At 67.4% G+C, this 17,849-nt stretch carries 17 protein-coding genes; 11 read left to right on the forward strand and 6 right to left on the reverse strand.

Features of this window, described 5'->3' with window-relative positions:
- The 5 genes from ABLE91_RS01665 to ABLE91_RS01685 are packed head-to-tail and all read left to right on the forward strand — an operon-like array spanning position 1 to position 3,363.
- Complete coding sequence (locus ABLE91_RS01665) at positions 1–489, forward strand: chemotaxis protein CheW (RefSeq protein ID WP_348927816.1); 489 nt, start codon at positions 1–3, stop codon at positions 487–489.
- 45 nt (positions 490–534) lie between these two features.
- Positions 535–1,392, forward strand: coding sequence for a CheR family methyltransferase (locus ABLE91_RS01670; RefSeq protein ID WP_348927818.1), 858 nt, complete (start codon positions 535–537; stop codon positions 1,390–1,392).
- Positions 1,393–1,395: 3 nt separating this feature from the next.
- Positions 1,396–2,490 (forward strand): protein-glutamate methylesterase/protein-glutamine glutaminase, encoded by a 1,095-nt coding sequence (locus ABLE91_RS01675; RefSeq protein WP_348927820.1) that lies wholly within the window; start codon positions 1,396–1,398, stop codon positions 2,488–2,490.
- A complete protein-coding gene (locus tag ABLE91_RS01680; RefSeq protein ID WP_348927822.1) occupies positions 2,487–3,008 on the forward strand; it encodes a chemotaxis protein CheD in 522 nt (173 codons plus the stop codon). The genes ABLE91_RS01675 and ABLE91_RS01680 overlap by 4 nt, the downstream gene beginning before the upstream one ends.
- A 43-nt stretch (positions 3,009–3,051) precedes the next feature.
- Positions 3,052–3,363: a Dabb family protein gene (locus tag ABLE91_RS01685; RefSeq protein ID WP_348927824.1), complete on the forward strand. Its 312-nt coding sequence runs from the start codon at positions 3,052–3,054 to the stop codon at positions 3,361–3,363.
- A 13-nt stretch (positions 3,364–3,376) separates the two neighbouring features.
- On the opposite strand, the gene ABLE91_RS01690 is transcribed toward ABLE91_RS01685, so the two are convergent.
- The gene (locus ABLE91_RS01690) at positions 3,377–5,488 is read right to left on the reverse strand and encodes an ATP-binding protein (RefSeq protein WP_348927826.1); all 2,112 of its coding nucleotides are present in this window, start codon (positions 5,486–5,488) and stop codon (positions 3,377–3,379) included.
- A gap of 262 nt (positions 5,489–5,750) precedes the next feature.
- On the opposite strand from ABLE91_RS01690, the gene ABLE91_RS01695 reads away from it, so the two are divergent.
- The 5 genes from ABLE91_RS01695 to ABLE91_RS01715 are packed head-to-tail and all read left to right on the forward strand — an operon-like array spanning position 5,751 to position 10,410.
- Positions 5,751–6,269, forward strand: coding sequence for a putative pterin-binding protein (locus tag ABLE91_RS01695; RefSeq protein ID WP_348927827.1), 519 nt, complete (start codon positions 5,751–5,753; stop codon positions 6,267–6,269).
- Between the two features lie 22 nt (positions 6,270–6,291).
- Positions 6,292–7,989 (forward strand): sensor histidine kinase, encoded by a 1,698-nt coding sequence (locus tag ABLE91_RS01700; protein ID WP_348927829.1) that lies wholly within the window; start codon positions 6,292–6,294, stop codon positions 7,987–7,989.
- On the forward strand, positions 7,989–8,384 hold the full coding sequence (locus ABLE91_RS01705) for a response regulator (protein WP_348927831.1): 396 nt from the start codon (positions 7,989–7,991) through the stop codon (positions 8,382–8,384). The genes ABLE91_RS01700 and ABLE91_RS01705 overlap by 1 nt, the downstream gene beginning before the upstream one ends.
- A gap of 1 nt (position 8,385) precedes the next feature.
- Positions 8,386–9,609 (forward strand): EAL domain-containing response regulator, encoded by a 1,224-nt coding sequence (locus ABLE91_RS01710; protein WP_348927833.1) that lies wholly within the window; start codon positions 8,386–8,388, stop codon positions 9,607–9,609.
- Between the two features lie 3 nt (positions 9,610–9,612).
- Positions 9,613–10,410, forward strand: a complete 798-nt coding sequence (locus ABLE91_RS01715) for a response regulator (protein ID WP_348927835.1) — start codon at positions 9,613–9,615, stop codon at positions 10,408–10,410.
- Between the two features lie 123 nt (positions 10,411–10,533).
- Here the strand turns inward: ABLE91_RS01715 and ABLE91_RS01720 are convergent, their stop codons facing one another.
- Both ABLE91_RS01720 and ABLE91_RS01725 read right to left on the reverse strand, forming a co-directional pair.
- Positions 10,534–11,202 carry a response regulator transcription factor gene (locus ABLE91_RS01720; protein WP_348928307.1) on the reverse strand — a complete coding sequence of 223 codons (669 nt, stop codon included), beginning with the start codon at positions 11,200–11,202 and terminating at the stop codon, positions 10,534–10,536.
- An 869-nt stretch (positions 11,203–12,071) separates the two neighbouring features.
- Positions 12,072–12,455, reverse strand: coding sequence for a response regulator (locus tag ABLE91_RS01725; RefSeq protein WP_348927836.1), 384 nt, complete (start codon positions 12,453–12,455; stop codon positions 12,072–12,074).
- Positions 12,456–12,645: 190 nt separating this feature from the next.
- Here ABLE91_RS01725 and ABLE91_RS01730 point away from each other — a divergent pair, with 190 nt between their 5' ends.
- Entirely contained in the window at positions 12,646–13,401 is a 756-nt protein-coding gene (locus ABLE91_RS01730; RefSeq protein ID WP_348927838.1) for a protein phosphatase CheZ, read from the forward strand.
- A gap of 156 nt (positions 13,402–13,557) precedes the next feature.
- On the opposite strand, the gene ABLE91_RS01735 is transcribed toward ABLE91_RS01730, so the two are convergent.
- The 3 genes from ABLE91_RS01735 to ABLE91_RS01745 are packed head-to-tail and all read right to left on the reverse strand — an operon-like array spanning position 13,558 to position 17,049.
- Positions 13,558–14,268 (reverse strand): lytic transglycosylase domain-containing protein, encoded by a 711-nt coding sequence (locus tag ABLE91_RS01735; RefSeq protein ID WP_348927839.1) that lies wholly within the window; start codon positions 14,266–14,268, stop codon positions 13,558–13,560.
- Positions 14,219–15,865 (reverse strand): flagellar hook-length control protein FliK, encoded by a 1,647-nt coding sequence (locus tag ABLE91_RS01740; RefSeq protein ID WP_348927841.1) that lies wholly within the window; start codon positions 15,863–15,865, stop codon positions 14,219–14,221. The genes ABLE91_RS01735 and ABLE91_RS01740 overlap by 50 nt, the downstream gene beginning before the upstream one ends.
- Positions 15,862–17,049, reverse strand: coding sequence for a MotC family chemotaxis protein (locus tag ABLE91_RS01745; protein ID WP_348927843.1), 1,188 nt, complete (start codon positions 17,047–17,049; stop codon positions 15,862–15,864). Before ABLE91_RS01745 ends, ABLE91_RS01740 begins: the two co-directional genes overlap by 4 nt.
- Between the last annotated feature and the right edge of the window lie 800 nt (positions 17,050–17,849).

Raw genomic sequence — 17,849 nt, forward strand, 5'->3', positions numbered from 1 at the left:
ATGGATGCCGGCGTGACCACGCACCGGGCGGAGGCGCAGCTCGTCTCCCTCGGCATCGGCCGGGAGGTCTTCGCGGTGCCCGTGGAGGCCGTGCGCGAGATCCTCGACATGCGGCCAGTGTTCCGCATCCCGGAAACCCCCGCTTATGTGCTCGGCCTCATCGACCTGCGCGGGCGCAGCATTCCGGTTCTCGATCTCCGGCTGAAGCTCGGGCTTGAGGCCATCCCGCCCACCGAAACAACCCGCATCCTGGTGCTGGAAGTGGCCATCGAGGGCCGGCTGCTGGTGCTGGGCCTGGTGGCCGACCGGGTGATCGAGGTGCTCTCGCTCCCGGTGAAGGACATCGAGCCGCCGCCGGACGTGGGCGTGCGCTGGCGCTCGGACTACATTTCCGGCGTCGGCCGCCGCGATGCGAGCTTCGTCATCATCTTTCACCTGCCGAAGCTGTTCACGGCCGAAGACCTAGCCGCGCTCGCCATCGCGGCCTGACCGCCCCTCCTGAATACCGGCCCCAAGAAAGCAGGACGCTGGACCGTGACGGCCAAGACCCTCGAAACCCTGGACCATCTCAGCGCCCGCGACTTCCAGCGGCTCGCCGAGTTCATCCATGGCTATAGCGGCATCAAGATGCCGACCTCGAAGAAATCCATGGTGGAAGGCCGGCTGCGGCGGCGGGTGCGGGCGCTCGGCATCACCAGCCTGACGGACTATTGCCGCTACCTCTTCGAGCAGGACGGCCTCGACCGCGAGGCGGTGAGCCTGATCGATGCCGTCTCCACCAACAAGACGGACTTCTTCCGCGAGCCCGAGCATTTCCGCTTCATGGCCGAACAGGCCGTGCCGGAGCTTCTGAGGAAGCGCGAGATCGGGCCGAAGGCGCCGCTGAAGATCTGGAGCGCCGCCTGCTCCATCGGTGCCGAACCCTATACGCTGGCCATGGTCGCGAGCGAGATCGCCCGCGCGCACGCGGGCCTGCGCGCCACCATCCTCGCCACCGACATCAATACCGAGGTGGTCGAAGCGGCGACCCTCGGCATCTATCCCGAGGCCATGATCGCCCCGGTGCCGCAGGATTTGCGCAAGCGCTACGTGATGCGCGCCAAATCCGGCGCCCTCGACCGCGTGCGCATGGTGCCGGAGCTGCGGAGCATGATCGCGTTCGGGCGCCTGAACCTGATGGAGCAGCCCTATCCGCTGGACCAGGACATGCACATCATCTTCTGCCGCAACATCCTGATCTATTTCGACAAGGCGACGCAGAAAAAGGTGCTGGAACAGCTCTGCACGCACCTGCGGCCCGGCGGCTTCCTCTTCATGGGCCATTCGGAGACGCTGACGGGCTTCGGCCTGCCGCTGCGCCCCGTGGCCACCACCATCTTCCAGCGGGCCTGACCCATGGGCCGCCCCATCCGCGTCCTCATCATCGACGATTCCGCCTCGGTCCGGCAGACGCTCTCCGACATCCTCTCCGGCGATCCGCAGATCGAGGTCCTGGCCGCCGCGTCCGACCCCTTCGTCGCGGCCAAGCGCATCCAGGAGGAGGTGCCGGACGTCATCACCCTTGATGTGGAGATGCCGCGCATGGACGGCATCACCTTCCTGCGCAAGCTCATGGCCCAGCGGCCCATTCCTGTGGTGATGTGCTCCAGCCTGACGGAGGACGGCTCGCCGACGCTCCTCGAGGCGCTGGAGGCCGGCGCCGTGGACATCATCCTGAAGCCGAAGGTGGGCACCCGGCAGTTCCTCCAGGAATCCAGCGTGCGCATCTGCGATGCGGTGAAGGCCGCGGCCAGGGCCGACCTGTCCCGCATGCCGCGCCGCGGCCGCTTCCCCGCCGGAGCGCGGCCGGCGCCGAGCGTCAAGCTCACCGCCGACGCCATGCTCCCCCCGCCGGTCCATCGCGAGGCCATGTCGCGCACCACCGAGACCATCGTGTGCATCGGCGCCTCCACCGGCGGCACCGAGAGCCTGAAGGTGGTGCTCGAAGCCCTGCCCCACGACAGCCCGGGGGTGGTCATCGTCCAGCATATGCCGGAGCATTTCACGGCCGCCTTCGCCCGGCGGCTCGACGGCCTCTGCCAGGTGGATGTGAAGGAGGCGGAGGACGGCGACACGGTGCTGCGGGGCCGGGTGCTCATCGCCCCCGGCAACAAGCACACGCTGCTGCGCCGGAGCGGGGCGCGCTATTATGTGGAGGTGAAGGACGGGCCGCTGGTCTCGCGGCACCGGCCGTCCGTGGACGTGCTGTTCCGCTCGGCCGCCCGGTTCGCCGGCGCCAACGCCACCGGCATCATCATGACCGGCATGGGCGACGACGGTGCCAAGGGGCTGAAGGAGATGCAGGAGGCTGGCGCGCACACCATCGCGCAGGACGAGGAGACATCGGTGGTGTTCGGCATGCCGCGCGAGGCGATCCTGTTGGGCGCCGCGGGCAAGGTGGTGCCGCTGCAGCACCTCGCCTCCCAGATCATCCAGGCGGGGCGGCGATGAGCCCGCCCGACACGGGGATGGACGACGATGCGGGCCCGGCGTTGCAGGTCTATCTCCTGCCCGGCCTGATGCATTGCGCCATCACGCCGAGCATCGTGACCACGGTGCTCGGATCCTGCGTCTCGGTCTGCCTCACCGACCGCGTGCGCAGTGTCAGCGGCATCAACCATTTCATCCTGCCCTGCAGCGAGGGAGAGGAAGCCAGCCTGCGTTACGGCAATATCGCCATCGACCATCTCACGGCGGCCATGCGGCGCATCTGCGGGCCCCGTGCGCCCCTGGAGGCCAAGGTGTTCGGCGGCGCCGAGGTCCTGCCCATCTCCACGCAGGGAATGAGCGTCGGCGCCCGCAACGTCGCCGCCGCCATGGCGCGGCTGGCCCATCTCGGCATCCCCGTGGTCGCGCGGCGGACGGGCGACAAAGGCGGCATGCTCATCAAGCTCGTCTCCACCACCGGCGAGGTGCTGGTGCGTCCCATCGCCCCCTGCAACCCGGCACACCAGCGCGCCGGCCGTTAGGCCCTTATGGTGGGGCGGCCACGCAATCATTGAGGCGAGAGAAATGATCCGGCACGTGGTTTTCGTTCGGTTTCGCAAGGATGTGCCGCCGCAGGAGATCGAGGCCATTCTCCGGCAGCTGCAAGATCTGTGCGCCGTCCTCCCCGGCATGACGCACTTTGCGGGGGGCCCGAATGTCAATCCCGAGGGGCTCGACCAGGGCTTCACGCACGCCTTCTCCTGCGACTTCGTCGATGCGGCGGCGCGCGATGCCTATCTGGTGCATCCGGCCCATCGCGCGGCGGGCGCGAGGCTGGTCGCGGCCACCGATGGAGGGCGCGAAGGATTGGCCGTGATCGACTTTAGCGGGACTTAGCCCGACGCGCCCTTCATCCCGCCTTTTCGAGCGGGCTGCTGGCCGGGGTGAGCATGCCGGGCAGCAGGATGGTGAAGACGGCGCCGTCCGCATCGTTCGTGACGCTCAGGCTCCCGCCATGGTCGCGGACGATGCCGAAGCTCACCGACAATCCGAGGCCGGTCCCCTGCCCGGCCGCCTTGGTGGTGAAGAAGGGCTGGAACACCTTCCCGATGATCGCCTCGGGAACGCCGCCCGCATTGTCCCGCACCACGATCTTCACCATGCTGCCGTCGCGTTCTTCGGCCTCGATGCCGCACGTGACCTCGATGGCGCCGCGATAGCCCGCCTCCTGCGCCCGGCGCGTGCGGATGGCGTCGCGGGCATTCAGGAGCAGGTTGATGAGCACCTGCTCCAACTGCTCCTGGCGGCACAGCACCCGCACATTCCCATAAGAGGGCAGTTCGGCGTTGAGGGAGATGTCGTCCAGGCGGATCTGGGCGCCCACCACCTGGAGCGCCCCCTCGATGGCGGCGCTCGCAAGGCTCGGGTCCCGCCTCAGCTCGCTCTTGCGGCCGAAGATGCGCATGTGGTCGACGATGGCCTTCATCCGCCCGGTCTGGTGAACGATGCGGTTGAGCTTCTCCTCCAGATGATCGGGGGGAAGCCCCCGCTTCATGCCGCTTAGCGCATTGGCGGCGGCGAGGCGGATCACCCCGAGAGGCTGGTTGATCTCGTGCGCGAGGCCCGTCACCAGTTCGCCGAGCGCCGCCATCTTCGACATCTGGTAGAGGTTGTTCTCCTCGGTGCGCGCGGCGGTGCGGTCGAGGGCGAACACCACGAATTCGCGGTTTTCCGGCGGTTCCGCTTTCCCGGCGGCTTTGGAGATGTCGTCGATCGGCGCGACCACGTACTGGATCTCGAACTCTTCCCCGTCCTTGGTGAAATGCTCCACATTCACCGCCGGCCCGTCCGCATCGCTGATGTGCGAGAGGAATTGCGGGCTGCGGACATGCTCGTCCACCGGCGACAGAGGATCGTTGGCATGCGCACCGATGGGGTTCGCCATGTCGCCGCTCACATGCACCACGCTGACGCCGGGCATGTTGCCGAAGGCCCGCAGGAACCGCGCCTCGCGCTGGCGCGCATTCGCCTGGATTTCCTTCGCGCGCAGCCGCTGCTCGAGCCGGTTGTAGCGCAGCACCAGGATGCCCAGCACCAGGAGGGCCACGCCGAGGCCGATGGAGATGGACACGGTGGCGATCTGGAAGTCGCGGCTCTGGGCGCGCACATAGGCCGTCTCGGCCGCGACCAGGATCATGAGCGGGAAGCGCTTGGACGCGACGAAGTACCCGACGCGCTCGACGCCGTCGACAGCGCTCAGCGCTCGATACTCGCCCTCCGGCAATGAGCGCATCATTTCGAACGCTGGCGACTCGCTTATGTCGAGGCCAACCGAGGAGGCGGTGGTGTCGCCGGCAACGCGGGCGCGGATCACCCCGTCATGCCCGAACAGCGACACCAGCATGCTCCGATCCATTCGCAGGCGGCTGTAGAACTCCACCAGATCGGCGATTTCATAGGAGGCGATGAGCACGCCGAGGGTCTGGCCCTTGCTGCCCCGCACCACGCGGCTGAACTGGATGGTCCAGGTCTGCGAGATGCGCCCCCTCACGGGCCGGCTGATGAAGACTTCATCCCCGGTCCCGGACAGCAGGGTGCGGAAATAGTCCCGGTCGGACATGTCCACGGGATTTCCGGGCGCGGACAGATTGCTGGCGATGAGCTGGCCCTGCGTGTCCACCATGGCCAATTGGATGACCGAGGGAGGCAGGCTCGCATTCCTCAACTCACGGTAGACGTCCTCGGGCGTCCACTTCTCGCCCACATAGTTCGAGAAGCTCAGCATGAAGCTGTCGACCGCCTCGACGGTGCGCTCGAGGTGGGACATGAGCACGTAGCCGAGCTTCTGGGAGCCGGCGACCGAAGTGCGCTCTTCATGCCGGCGATGCAGTTCGAACGTGGCCAGCGCGAGCGCCACCGGCGCGCAGCAGACGACAGCGAGGACGAGCCAGACGAAAAGGCGCTTCGGGCCCTGCGCTCCCGGGCCGCGTCCCGGCGGTTCGTCGTTAGATCCGCGCCCCATACTTCGTCGCATTCTCGGATGCGGCCGACCTTGGGTGTGCGCTATCCCCTGCGCCACCCCAGCCGCATTGTGCCCGACCTTTAGAGCGCAGTTTTTGTGACATGTGAAGGTGTTCCCGAAAGGGATACACTTTAATCATCCAATCTGGAGCAATCCGTCGCGGGTCAGGATCAAAACGGAGCGGGTGCGGCGGGCTTTCTCTACACCCCTGTGTCACCCTTCCTGCGAACTAAACACTTAAAGATGCCCCGATTCCGGCCACGTGCGGAAAGACTGGCACGAGGAGGGACCTGGACGGATGCGACAGAAGGCTCTCCTCACCCTGCTGCTGGCACTCGCGTGGACGATGCCCGCGCTTGCCCAGACGGTGGCCTTGCGCTGGAGCGCGAAGGACGGGCACAGCCTTGCCGAACGCACGCTCGACCTTGCCGCACTCGATGCCCTGCCCCAGATGGAAATCGTCACCAGCACGCCCTGGACGGAGGGCATCAAGCGCTTCACCGGCCCCACGCTGCTGGACCTCGCACGCCTGACCGGCTTCGACCCGGCAACCGTCCGCGTCGCCGCCCTGAACGACTTTGTCTCGTCCATACCCGCGACGGACTGGAAAGAGAACAGCATCGTCTTTTCCACCCGGCTGGACGGCAAATCCATTCGGGTGCGCGAGAACGGCCCTTTCTGGATCATGTATCCGATCAACAAGAGAGGCGAATTCGCACAACTGAACTATCGTTCCCGCATGGTTTGGCAGGTGAAAAGCCTTGATTTCGTGGTCGAATAAGGCGCGCGTAAAACTGCGCATCTTGCCGTTGGCGTTGATCGTCACGACGGTCTGCCTGTTCGCGGCCACGACCCTCCTTTACATCTGGCAGAACCAGCAACGTGCCGTCATGTCCGCCACCGTCCAGGGCTCCGGCTGGGTGGCCTATCAGGCACAACTGGAATATGTGAAATCCCGTGTGGAAATGGAGCGCGCGGTGGCGCGGCCCACCGGCACGGCCCTCGAAGCGCTGCAATTGCGTCTCGAACTGCTGCGCTCCCGCCTTCCCCTCCTCTACCAGGCGGAAGAGGGCAAGCTTCTGAATGAGATCGCCTCATTGAAGAGCGGGGTCCAGGAATTCGAGGTGATGCTCGACACCATGCTCGACCGGCTTCCAACGCTTGCCCCCTCCGAGATCGCGACATCGGAGGAGATCGGCACATGGCTCGACACCGTGGAGCCGCTGGGCCGCACGCTGCAGAGCGTGCTGATGGCCGCGGTGGCCTATAATGGCGACCTCTACCGGCGCGAGCGCGAGCTTGCCGCCATGCCGGCCATCGTGCCCCTCGCTTTGCTGTTCATTTCGGGGGCGAGCCTTGCGGGGGTTCTTCTCCTGCAGGCATGGCGCGATCGCCAGCGGCTCGCCGCGGTGGAGGCGGCCACCGCCGCCCTGACCGCCATGGAGGAGAACCTGCGCGCCGTGATCGAGGCGGTGCCGGCCAGCATGACGGTCATCGACCCGCGCAACGACACCGTCAGCTTCATCAATCCGGCGGCGGCCACGATGGTGGATGCCTCACCCGACCATCCGGACTGGCAGCGCCTGATCCGCGCCGCGCTCGAAGCCGCGCGCCTGGGTGATGGCCCCCGCGGCACGCTCAAGATGACCTTCGCCAAAGCGAACGGCGATGTCGTATCATTGTGCGGGACCCTGTGCAGCGTCATATTCGAGGGGCGTGCGCAAACCCTCCTGGTGCTGATGGACGAAACCCGCGTGCGCGATGCCGACCTCCAACTCCTGCAAGCCGCAAAGCTCGCGACGCTGGGCGAGCTGTCGACCGCCATAGCGCACGAGCTGAATCAGCCCCTCGCGGTGATCCGGATGGCGGTGGCCAATGCGCACCGCATGCTTGCGGCCGACGGGGACCGGACGGCCATCGCCGGCAAGCTCGACCGGGTGTCCTCCCAGGTGGAGCGCGCCAAGTCCATCATCGACCAGATCCGCCGCTACGGCCGCATCCCCTCCGACAGCCTGGACCGGTTCTCGCTGCGTCACGCCATCGAGCTGGCGGTCGGCTTCGTCGCCCAGCAGTATCGCGCCTCCGGCATCCGCCTCACCATCCAGCTCGACATCCCCCCCGAACTCATGGTGGTGGGTGAGCAGGCGCTCTTCGAGCAGGTGATCGTGAACCTTCTGGTGAATGCGCGCGACGCCTTCCAGGAGAAGGCTCTCGACCACGTTCCCTCCGTCTGGCTCCGGGCGCGCAGCAATGGGGCCGAGGCCGTGATCGAGGTGGAGGATGATGCCGGCGGCATCGGCGAGGAGATGCTCCTGAAGCTCTTCGAGCCCTTCTCCACCACCAAGTCGGTGGAAAAGGGCACCGGGCTCGGCCTCTCCCTGGCCCGCAGCGTCGTGCGCCAGATGAACGGGCAGATCACCGCCGGCAACATGTGGGCCGGCGCCTGCTTCACCGTGGTTCTGCCGGTGTCCGCCGCGGTGCCGGCGCGAGAGGCGGCATGATGGGCGGCTTCTCGATCCTGATCTGCGACGACGAAACGGACCTTGCGGGCGAGCTTGGCGAGTTCTTCACCACCAGCGGGTGGAGCACCATCGTCCGCACCACCGCCCCGGATGCGCTCGAGGCCTTGCATGGCGGGCTCGCGCCGACCTGCCTCCTGACCGACCTCAGGATCGGTGAGTTCGACGGCGCCGAACTGGTGACCGCCGCGCGCCGCCTGCCGCCGCATCTCCAGCCTAGCATCCTCGCCATCATGACGGGCCACGTGGTGGACAGCACGGGGGCCGGCGATTTCGGCGTCGATTTTCTCTACGTCAAACCCATCGACCCCGATGTGGTTCTGAACGACCTTGAGCTCCTGCTCTCTGTCCGGGGCGACGCCCCGCAGGAGGGCTGAGATGAAGCCGGGTCGGCGCGCCTTCTTCATCCTCGATGACGATGCCGATTTCTGCGATGACCTCGGCGAGGCCCTCGCCGCCGAAGGCCATGCCGTCGAGACCGCAGGGGATGCGCGCCTTGTCAAAGGCGACACCCTCGCCGCCATCGACGTGCTGCTCCTCGACCTCGCGCTTCCCACCATTGACGGGATCGGCATGCTCTCGCTGCTGGCGCGCATGCCCTATGCGCCGCGCCTGATCCTCATCAGCGGCAGCGGCGAGGAATTGCTGCGCACGGCCGCCACCATCGGCCGCAGCCATGGACTGCAGGTGCTCGGCACGCTGCGCAAGCCCTTTGCGCCCGAGGACGTGCTCGCACTCGCCAGCCGGCCGGTGCTGCCGGAGCCCCCGTTGCCGCATCCGCCCGCCTGCCCGTCGAAGCGCCTCCTGCCGGCCCTTGCCAAAGCGGTGCGCACGGGCACCCTTCCCGTGCTGTACCAGCCCCTGGTGATGGCGGACGATCTGCATTTTGCCGGCGCCGAGGCGCTGCTCGGCAACACTTTGCCCGGCTTCGGTCCGGTCATGCCGCCAGCCCTTATCGCCGCCGCCGCAGAACAGCCCCGCCTTCTGGTCGAGCTCAGCCTCCATGTGCTGCGGGAGGCGGTCAATGCCTGCGCGCGATGGCACCGGATCGGCTTCAGCGGGCAGGTCAGCATCAACCTGCCGCTGGACGTGCTGCGGGAGGCCGAGGCGGTGCGGACCATATCGCGGATTGTCGCCGAGGGCGCGCTGACGCCGGGACAGGTGATCTTCGAGCTGACCGAGGATGCCCTCTATGATTCCTCGCCGGAGGCCCTGGCGGCGGTGGTGCGGCTGCGCCTCGCGGGATTCGGGCTCGCCCTCGACGATATGGGGCAGCGCCAGAGCGGGCTGCTTCAGCTTGCCAACCTGCCGGTGACCGAAATCAAGATCGACCTCGAGCTTCTGCGCCAGGCGCGCCAATGGGACAAAGCACGCAGCATCTTCGCCTCCATCGTCGATCTCGGCCACCGCCTCGGTATCAAGGTGGTAGCGGAAGGAGTTGAAAGTCTGGAGGATCTCGCCCTGGCGCGACGCTACGGCGTGGATTACATTCAAGGCCATCTTGTGTCGAGAAAGCGGCCATTGTCGGAGTTGCTTGCTATGCAGACCATGTTGGGCAATTCCTCGAAGCCCTGGGTCGAGCCGCGGCAAGGGGTGGCCTGAGACATGCCGGAAGAAGCAGCAGCACAAGAGCCCCGCGTTCTTCTCGTCGACGACGATCCGGACATTCTGATCGAATTGAGCGAGGGCCTTGCCTCCCTGGGGCTGCCCTCCCGGACGGCGGACACGGCTGTCCTGGCGCTGGACATGGTGCAGCGGCATGAAGAGCTGCAAGTGATCGTCACCGATCTGCAGATGCCGCGCATCGACGGCATCGAGCTCCTTCAGAAGCTCTCCATGCGCAAGCGCGCCCGGCCCATCGCCGCCATCGTGATCACCGGCCACGCCTCGCTCGACCGCGCCGTTGGCGCGCTGCGCCTGAAGGCGGTGGATTTCCTCCAGAAGCCGCTGCTGCCGGAGGAGGTGGCCCACGCCATCCACCGCGCCATGGCGCTGCTGGAGGATGAAGCCATTGAGGCGATGCCCGCGGAGGAGACGACGCGCACCAGCGCCACGGCCCGGCCCAATTATCTGCGCGCGCTGGTGGCCGCGCGGGCGGATCGCGACGCCATCTTCCAATCGGGCCTGTTCTCCGATCCGGCCTGGGACATGCTGCTGGATCTGGCCGTGGCGGAGGCCACTGCCCGGGCGATCTCGGTGACCAGCCTGTGCATCGCCTCGGGGGCGCCCACCACCACCGCCCTGCGGCGGATCGAGGACATGAAGGAAGCCGGCCTGCTCGATCGCATTCCCGATCCCCAGGACCGGCGCCGCGTGCTGGTGCACCTGACCCCTGAAGGGCGCAAGCGCATGGAAGCCTTCGTCCAGCGCCATGCGGCGCGCCTCGGCGTCACCATCGACTGAGCTTCCGCCTCGCCAAAAAGGCTGAGCGTCCGCCCCAAAAAAGAAAGGGACAAGCAGATTTCCTGCCTGTCCCTAGAAAGCGCCATGGGAGGATATGGCGGGCACGAGGCCCGCCGGGCGCGGTCAACCGATGAACTGGTAGCCGAGATAGCGCTTGGCATCGATCACGTCGTGACCGACCTTCTGGCGCAGCTTCTTGCGCAGCTTGCTCATGTGGCCCTCGACCACGCTCTCGTCCACGTCGTCGTTGAAGATGCCGTAAATGGTGTTGAAGATTTGGGTCTTCGTGACACGCCGGCGGCTGTTCTTCACGAGATATTCAAGGATATGGCGCTCGCGGCGCGGCAGCGGCAGCGGCTCGCCGCCGATCTCCGGATCGCGGCCATCGAAGAAGACCTGAAGGCGGCCCTCGGCAGGCGCCTTCGGCACGCCGATCATGCGGCGGCGGACGGCTTCGGAACGCGCCACGATCTCCTTCACATGCACCGGCTTGCGCACCACGTCATCGATGCCGGCGGTGAAGAGTTCCAGGGTCTGCGAAAGGCACTTCACGTCGCTGAGCGCAATGATGGGAGCCTGGCAATGGGTGCGGATCAGATCCGGAAAAGCCGGGCGGGCATCGAAGTCCCCGAGAAGAAAACCCTCAACTGCTTCCAAGTCATGGTCGGACGCAGCCCGCAGCCATTCCTTGAACTCACCTTCGCCGAGACCAAGCGAAGAAAGACCTTCCCGGGAAAAACCGGAAACATAGCTGTCAGCGACAGCTTCTCTATGATCAACGATGACGTACACGGTATCCCCCCTATGTACAAAGCGCAGATCAACGACAACGACTGCTCCGGCTAAATTTCCCCCGCCCCGGCTGCCGTTCTCCCTGGGCATAAGAAACTCGTAAGCCTTTGGGTTATTCCACTCAATCGGAGTTACTACGGTTTCGGCGGGTTTTTGCTACCAAAATGGGAGTATTGATGTACGCCTGTTCATTCCGGCGTCATGTCGATCGGCTAGCCTCGACCCTGAGATGCAAGTGCCGCCGGCTCAGGTTCTGCCGCACGGTAAGAATATGCCGTGCGGGTACTGCATGGACCCTTGGCACGGCAGGAAAGCGCCGACACCGACCATCCCGCACCCACCTACCGTCACATCCCCGACACGTGCATGTAGAAATGTCGCATCTCTCCCCCTGTGTCTGATTCGCCACTCTTTCTCGTCTTCGTCAGACGGAAGTTTGCTGTGGACATCGGCGGAGACTGCAGCCGGGACTGGATGCTCGTAGATTTCTCGCGGCTCACGCAAATCCAGCGGCGGCATGACGCCGGTCTGCGGCGACGGGGCTTGGAATGGGAATGTTCCGCCATGGCCGGATCCTTCACACGCATCCCCGCCATGACCGCCCCGTGGACCTAGGCCTCACTTTCGAAGAGCACGGGCGAGCCGCGCGGAGGGCGAGCGCCAATATCTGCGTCATGATCAGGATCATCCGCCGCGAATGGCTTCGAGGTGCCGTGCCGATGGGCGACCGAGCGCGCCCGCCTTGGTCAAGAACCCGCCGCGCCGTAGCGGCCATGAGCAACGTGCCGCCCTCAAGCCAGCATGACGATCGCCGGCTCTCCCGCTCCTGTGAAGCGGCGGTGGTCCGAGGCGGCTTTCCAAGCTCGTTCTCAGGCTTCGAAGACGTTCTCGATCTTGCTCTTCAGGGTCTGCGCATTGAACGGCTTCACGATGTAGTTGTTCACGCCCGCCTTCTTCGCCGCGATGACATTCTCCGACTTCGCTTCGGCGGTCACCATGATGAAGGGCAGGCTGGTGAGATCCGCATCGTCGCGCACCCGCTTCAGCAGCTCGTAGCCGGTCATGGGCTCCATGTTCCAGTCGGAGATCACGAGGCCGTACTGGCGCTCCTTGAGCTTCGACAGGGCCTCGGTGCCGTCCGACGCCTCGTCCACGTCGTCAAAGCCGATCTGCTTGAGGAGATTGCGAATGATGCGGACCATGGTCTTGTAGTCGTCGACCACCAGAACCGGCATCGATAAATCAACCGCCATAATCCACTCCTTCGGCAGGCGCAGGCAACACGCGTCACTGGGGAGAGCGAACCTCCCGTTCTATGTATTGTTTTAGTCGACCGCAGCTTGCGCGAAGCTTGCTCCTTCGCTTCGGGGGGCCTTTTCTACGCGGCCCAAAATAGTCTAAGAAAATCGGATCGAATGACTGTAAATCCCGTAGGAGCTGTGGATGTCTACCAGCATGCGGCCGTTTCGCATCGAAAATGCCCTACGCGGCAGGAAGGGCGTGGATGCGGAAGCTGGTATCCCGTTGGCTCAGCTTGATCGCATCCTGGAGGAGCTCTCCGCCCTCCGCGGCGATCTTGCGAAGGCATCCCGGGCCGCGCAGCCCGCTTCCGACGCCACCCAGCTCGCTCCCGAGGCCGGCCAGCCGGTCCCCGACCCCGCCGATCCCGAGACCGCGAAAGCCGCCTTGTGGCAGGGCGTCGAGACCATCCGCGATGCCATCGACAGCACGAAGGTGGAGATCGCCTCCCTCCATGCGGGCCACCAGAGCGGCGCCAAGATCGACCGCGCGAGCTTCGAGCTCGGCGCCGTCGTCAGCGACACCGAGGCGGCCACCGAGGTGATCCTCTCCGCCGCCGAGACCATTGACGCGCTGGCGGGGCGGCTGTTCTCCGAGCTGTCCGGTCCACACCAGGCCATGGTGAAGGAAATCCAGGACTGCTCGGTGCACATCTTCGAGGCGTGCAACTTCCAGGACATTACCGGCCAGCGCATCAGCAAGGTGGTGAGCCTGATGCAGTTCATCGAGCACCATGTGGAGCGCATGATCCACATCTGGGGTGGCGCGGACGAGGTTCAGCGGGTCGCCGATTCCCTCAACCGCGAGCGCGAGGGCGACGCCGCCCTGCTCAACGGCCCGGCCCTCGCCACCGACCACAACGTGGTCTCCCAGGACGACATCGACTCGCTGTTCGCCTGAGCAGCGTGCGGCCTGTAATGCCACGAGAGCAGACGCCTTCGGTCTCCGAAGGCGGGCGGCGCTCTCCAATCTCTTAAGCTCAGGTCCATCTTCCACCGCCGCGCAACCCGGCCGTGTTTGGCCGGCGTGCCGTCACGCAGGACGCGGCTGCCCCGCTCACTGGGAAACGGCAGGCTCCTCGGGGGTGGTTTCCTCGGAGGCGGACTCCTCCGCCGAGGACCCGATGGAGACGGGCGCCACAAGAGCGGGAGAAACCGGCGCGGGTTTTGCCGCCGCCGTGTTCTGCACCGGCTCCGCATCGCAGAAGGCCTTGGCCTGCGGTGTCCATGAGCCGAAGCCCGAACGCACCAGATTGCGCATGACGATGCAGACATAGCGCTGCTGGGCGGGCGTGTTGTTCGGCCCGGCATTGTAGCGCGCTGCCGCCATAATCCAGCTTCCGTGCCGCTTGTAGAGTTCGCTCAGGAAGCGCGCCGCCTGCTCCACATTGGCGCGGGGATCGAACATCTGCTCCAGCGACTTGAACTCGGCCCGGTGCCAGTAGAAGTTCGCCTGCATGCAGCCGAGATCGATGAGGTCGGAGCCGGTCGCAGCGCGGATCTGGTTGAAGCGCTTGATGGCGTCAGCCACGCTGAGGCCCACATAGCTCTCTTTCTTGGTGGCCACGAGGAGAGGCTGCAGCGTGCCGTTGCCCCCGCTTTCCGTGAGGCCGACCGCATAGAGGATCGGCAGCGGCACGCCGAACTTCACCGAGGCACGCGCCATCTCCGCCTCGCAGACGCCGAGGCGGAGATTCTCCTTCGCAGCCTGCGCCGGGCTAGCCGCGATCGCGGCCAGGGCGATTGCCGCCGTCAGAAGCGTCTTCATCCCCATTGCGTCCATTCCTCGAACTGTCGCCGCCCTGGCGCTGGTCGGACGGGTCCTGGCCCTCGCCCTGCCGCGCAGCCGGCATTGCCGCCAGGGGCTGGCGCGGCGTCATCTCGAACCGCGTCCAGGCAGCCCCGCCGTCGCTTCCATCCACCACGGAGACATCGGCCGCCTCCACGCCCTCGGACCGCAGCATCTCGGCAAGGCGCGCCTGGTCCTGCTTCAGCAGCCGGGCGGTTTCGGGGTTGCTCGCTTGCAGCTTCACTTCCAGGCCCGACGCGCTCGACCGGAGACGGACGGTGACGATGCCGAGGTCGGAGGGATTGAGCTGGATATCGAGGAGGCGCACAGGCCCCTGGGCCCGGGCCAGATCTCCGGCCGCGGCTGCCGCCGGGTTGGTCATGCGCGCGATCTCGGCGCCGATGGCATCGGAGACCTGGCGCAGGTTCGAGAGCGGCAGGCCCTGCTGGGCCGTGGCCATCCATTGCTGGGTGTTTCCGGTGGCCGTGGCTGACCCGGAAGCCGGTGTGGAAGCCGGGGTCTCCCGGTCGGCCGCCCTCCCCTCCACGTCCCGGCGGGTCGCGGCGCCGCCGTCCCGCGCCGCAACGGGCTTCACCTCCTCATGCCGCTCGCTGCGGCCCGCCAGCCGGCGCTCCACCCGCTCGGCGGCATCGTCTTCGGCTCCCTCGGAGGCGATTTCCTTCGCGCGCTCGTGCTGCCGCCCGCCAGCCACTTCGCCGGTGGGGGATGCGCCCGTGGCGGAGCCCGGCAGAGCGAAAGGCTGCGCGCTCTGCGCCGTTCCCGGCAGATTCGCCTCGCGCACGGGGGCGAAATGGGTTTCCCGGCTGAGCACGGTGATGCGGATCGGCGCAGGGCCGGCCGCCTTCCCCTCGCCCTCTTCCTCGGCGGATTGTGGCGCGGTTCCCGGCGCGCCTCCGCGCAGCCTGGCCTCTCCCTCCTGCCCCGCGTCGGGCTTAGGCTGGGGCGGTGTGACCGGCATGGCGGCCATGGCCGCCGCCGTTGCGTCCGGCGTGGCTTGCGCAAGGCGGGGATCGGCGGCGAGAGCGGGCTGCCCGCTTTCCTCGTCCCCCTTCTGTCCCGCGCCGGAAACCCCGTGGCGGTTCCCGGCGTCGGTCGTCTTGATCGTGTCCTGCGGGCGCCCTGCCTTGCTGTCGGGCGGCGAAAGCGCGCCCAGAAGATGCGCGGGCCCGCGCTTGGTGCCCTCGGAGGCAGCGCCCCGCTCGCGCACGGCATGCGGCGATGGTTCCTCCGACGCTGCGTCCTTCTGGTTCTTCGCGACGGGAAGCCGGCTGGCCTTTTCTTCCGGAGCGGGCGCATCGACGCCAAGGGCGGAAAACAGCGCGCTCATGCGCGTGCGGAGGGAAGGCTCCGTCTCCGCGCCGGAATCGACCTTTGCGCCCTCGGGCACGTTCTCCACGCCCCGGGGAGCATCGCCGAGGCCGTCCAGAAGGGCGCCGAAGGCGCTGGCCTCGTCTTTACTCCCCTGCCCGCCGGAAAAGCCGCCGACCGTCTTGGCACCAGACCTGCCGGCGGCCCCAATGGATTGGGACTGGCGTTCCACCTCCAAAGCGCTCATCGCGGACCTCCCTTCAGGACGGAATCTGCCGTTGCGAGGGCGGCGCGCGCCCGCTCCAGAACCGGCAATTCTTCTTCCTTGCTCAGAACGACAGGCTGTGCGGGCGCGGGCGGCGGCGGCGCGCTTTCGGCGGCGCGCTGCACCATGCTGGCGGTGGCGGAGGCGGCATCCAGCAGGGCGACATCCGCCGGCCCGAGGCGGTCGCGATCCACCGTCTTGAGATCCTTGAGCGCCGCGCCGTAGGTGTCCGCGGACGGCGCGAGCGACGCCCCCCGATAGAGCCGGGCGCGATCGGCCTCCGCGCTGCCGTCGGGCGTGCCGGCCAGCACGCGCTGCGCCGCCATGCCCGCGGCCGCGGTCTTTCCCTGGACGACGGCGGAGCGCGCCACGAGCAGCTCCATGTCGCGCCGGCTGTTGGGCTCCATCATCTTCAGCATGTCGTCGAGCCGGTGGAACTGCTGCGGATCGTTGACGAAGTTCATGCGGGAGAGAGCGCTCGCGAAGCGCTGGCGGAAATTGTCCGCATAGACCGAGTTGCGGAAGCGGAAGAGATACTGCTTCGAGGCATGCTCGAAGGCCTCCGTATCGCCGGACTGGCTCGCCACCACGATGGCGCGCCGCAAGGCCGCTTCCTCCACCAGCGTCCCCGGCGCCAGCAGCCGCGCCACATCCAGCAGCATGGTGGACCGCTTGGGGTCCTTGCGTACCCATAGAGCCGCCTGCGCCAGCGCCACCTGCCCGCCGAGGCTGGCCGGCAGGCTGCGGGGATTGATATCGGAAAGCTGGCGCAGGGCTTCTTCCTCGCGCCCTTCCAGATAAGCGAGCGTGCCCCGGAGCAGGCGCGAATCGATAGAGGGCGGGGGCTGTTGCCCCATCAGGCGCCTGAGGACGGAGGGATTGCCGCCGCTGAGGAAATAGGTCACCGCCGCGCGGGCATTGCGCGGGTCGCGCCAGACCGACGGATCGGCGGCGGCGAATTCACGCTCGATGCGCTCGCTCAGGGCGCGCTGCGCCGCGAACGCGTCGTTGGCGCCGGCCGCCAGGCGGTCCTGCACACGGCGAAGCGAGCGGACGAGTTCCTGTGGCCAGAGCGGAGACTGGCCATCGGCGGCGGGGGCCGGGGCTTCAGCCTGCGCCGGCGGGGAAACCACCGGCGGGAGAATGGGCGGAAGGGGCGCCGGCAAGGCGGATGCCGTCGGAGGATCCTCGGCCGGGGGTGTGGAGGCCGGCACTGCCGAATTGGCAGCGGGCGCAGACGTCTCATCCGGCGGAGTAACGGCCGTGGATGCGGGCGAGACGGCCGGAGCGGGAGGGGCAGAAATCACTTCCGGCTGCGCCGCGGGGGCCGGTGGCACAGGCTCCGGTGGCGGCGCGCGCACGGCAGAGGGGGCCGGCTCGGCCGGTAGCGGGGAAACTGGCGCCACCGGCACAGACGGCGGTGTCAGGGCCGCGACGGTGCGTGGCGGCGGCAGTGCCCCAGGCGCCTGGGGCGCCGCGGCCTGGACGATTGGATTGGCGACCGGGGTGGCAGCCACCATCGCCACTGCCGACGCGGGAATGGCCGGGCGCGGCTTCGGCATCGGCACGGCCGCCACGGGAACGGGAACCGGGTTGACCGCCCGCGCAGTGGGCGCCGGCGCCGCCGCAGGAGATGCAGGGGCCGCCGGAGCAGCGACCGCGGCCGGGCGCGTGCCCGGGATTGCGGGGATTGGAACGGAAAGAGGATTTGTGACCCGCCCGGCGCTCACGGGTGCTGCCGCAGAAGAGGCGGGGGTCGCCGGAGCGGCGGCCGTGACCGGGCGCGTGGCGGGGACCGCGGGAACCGGACCGGAAAGGGGATTTGTGACCCGGCCGGCGCTCGCCGGTGCTGCCGCCGGAGATACGGGGGCCGCCGGAGCGGCGGCCGTGGCCGCACGGGGTGCAGAGGTGGCAGGCGCCGGTGGCGGGGCAACCCTCGGTGCCGGCCGCGCGGCGGTGGCGGCGG

The sequence above is a fragment of the Aquabacter albus genome (assembly GCF_040049275.1).
Classification (GTDB): Bacteria; Pseudomonadota; Alphaproteobacteria; order Rhizobiales; family Xanthobacteraceae; genus Aquabacter.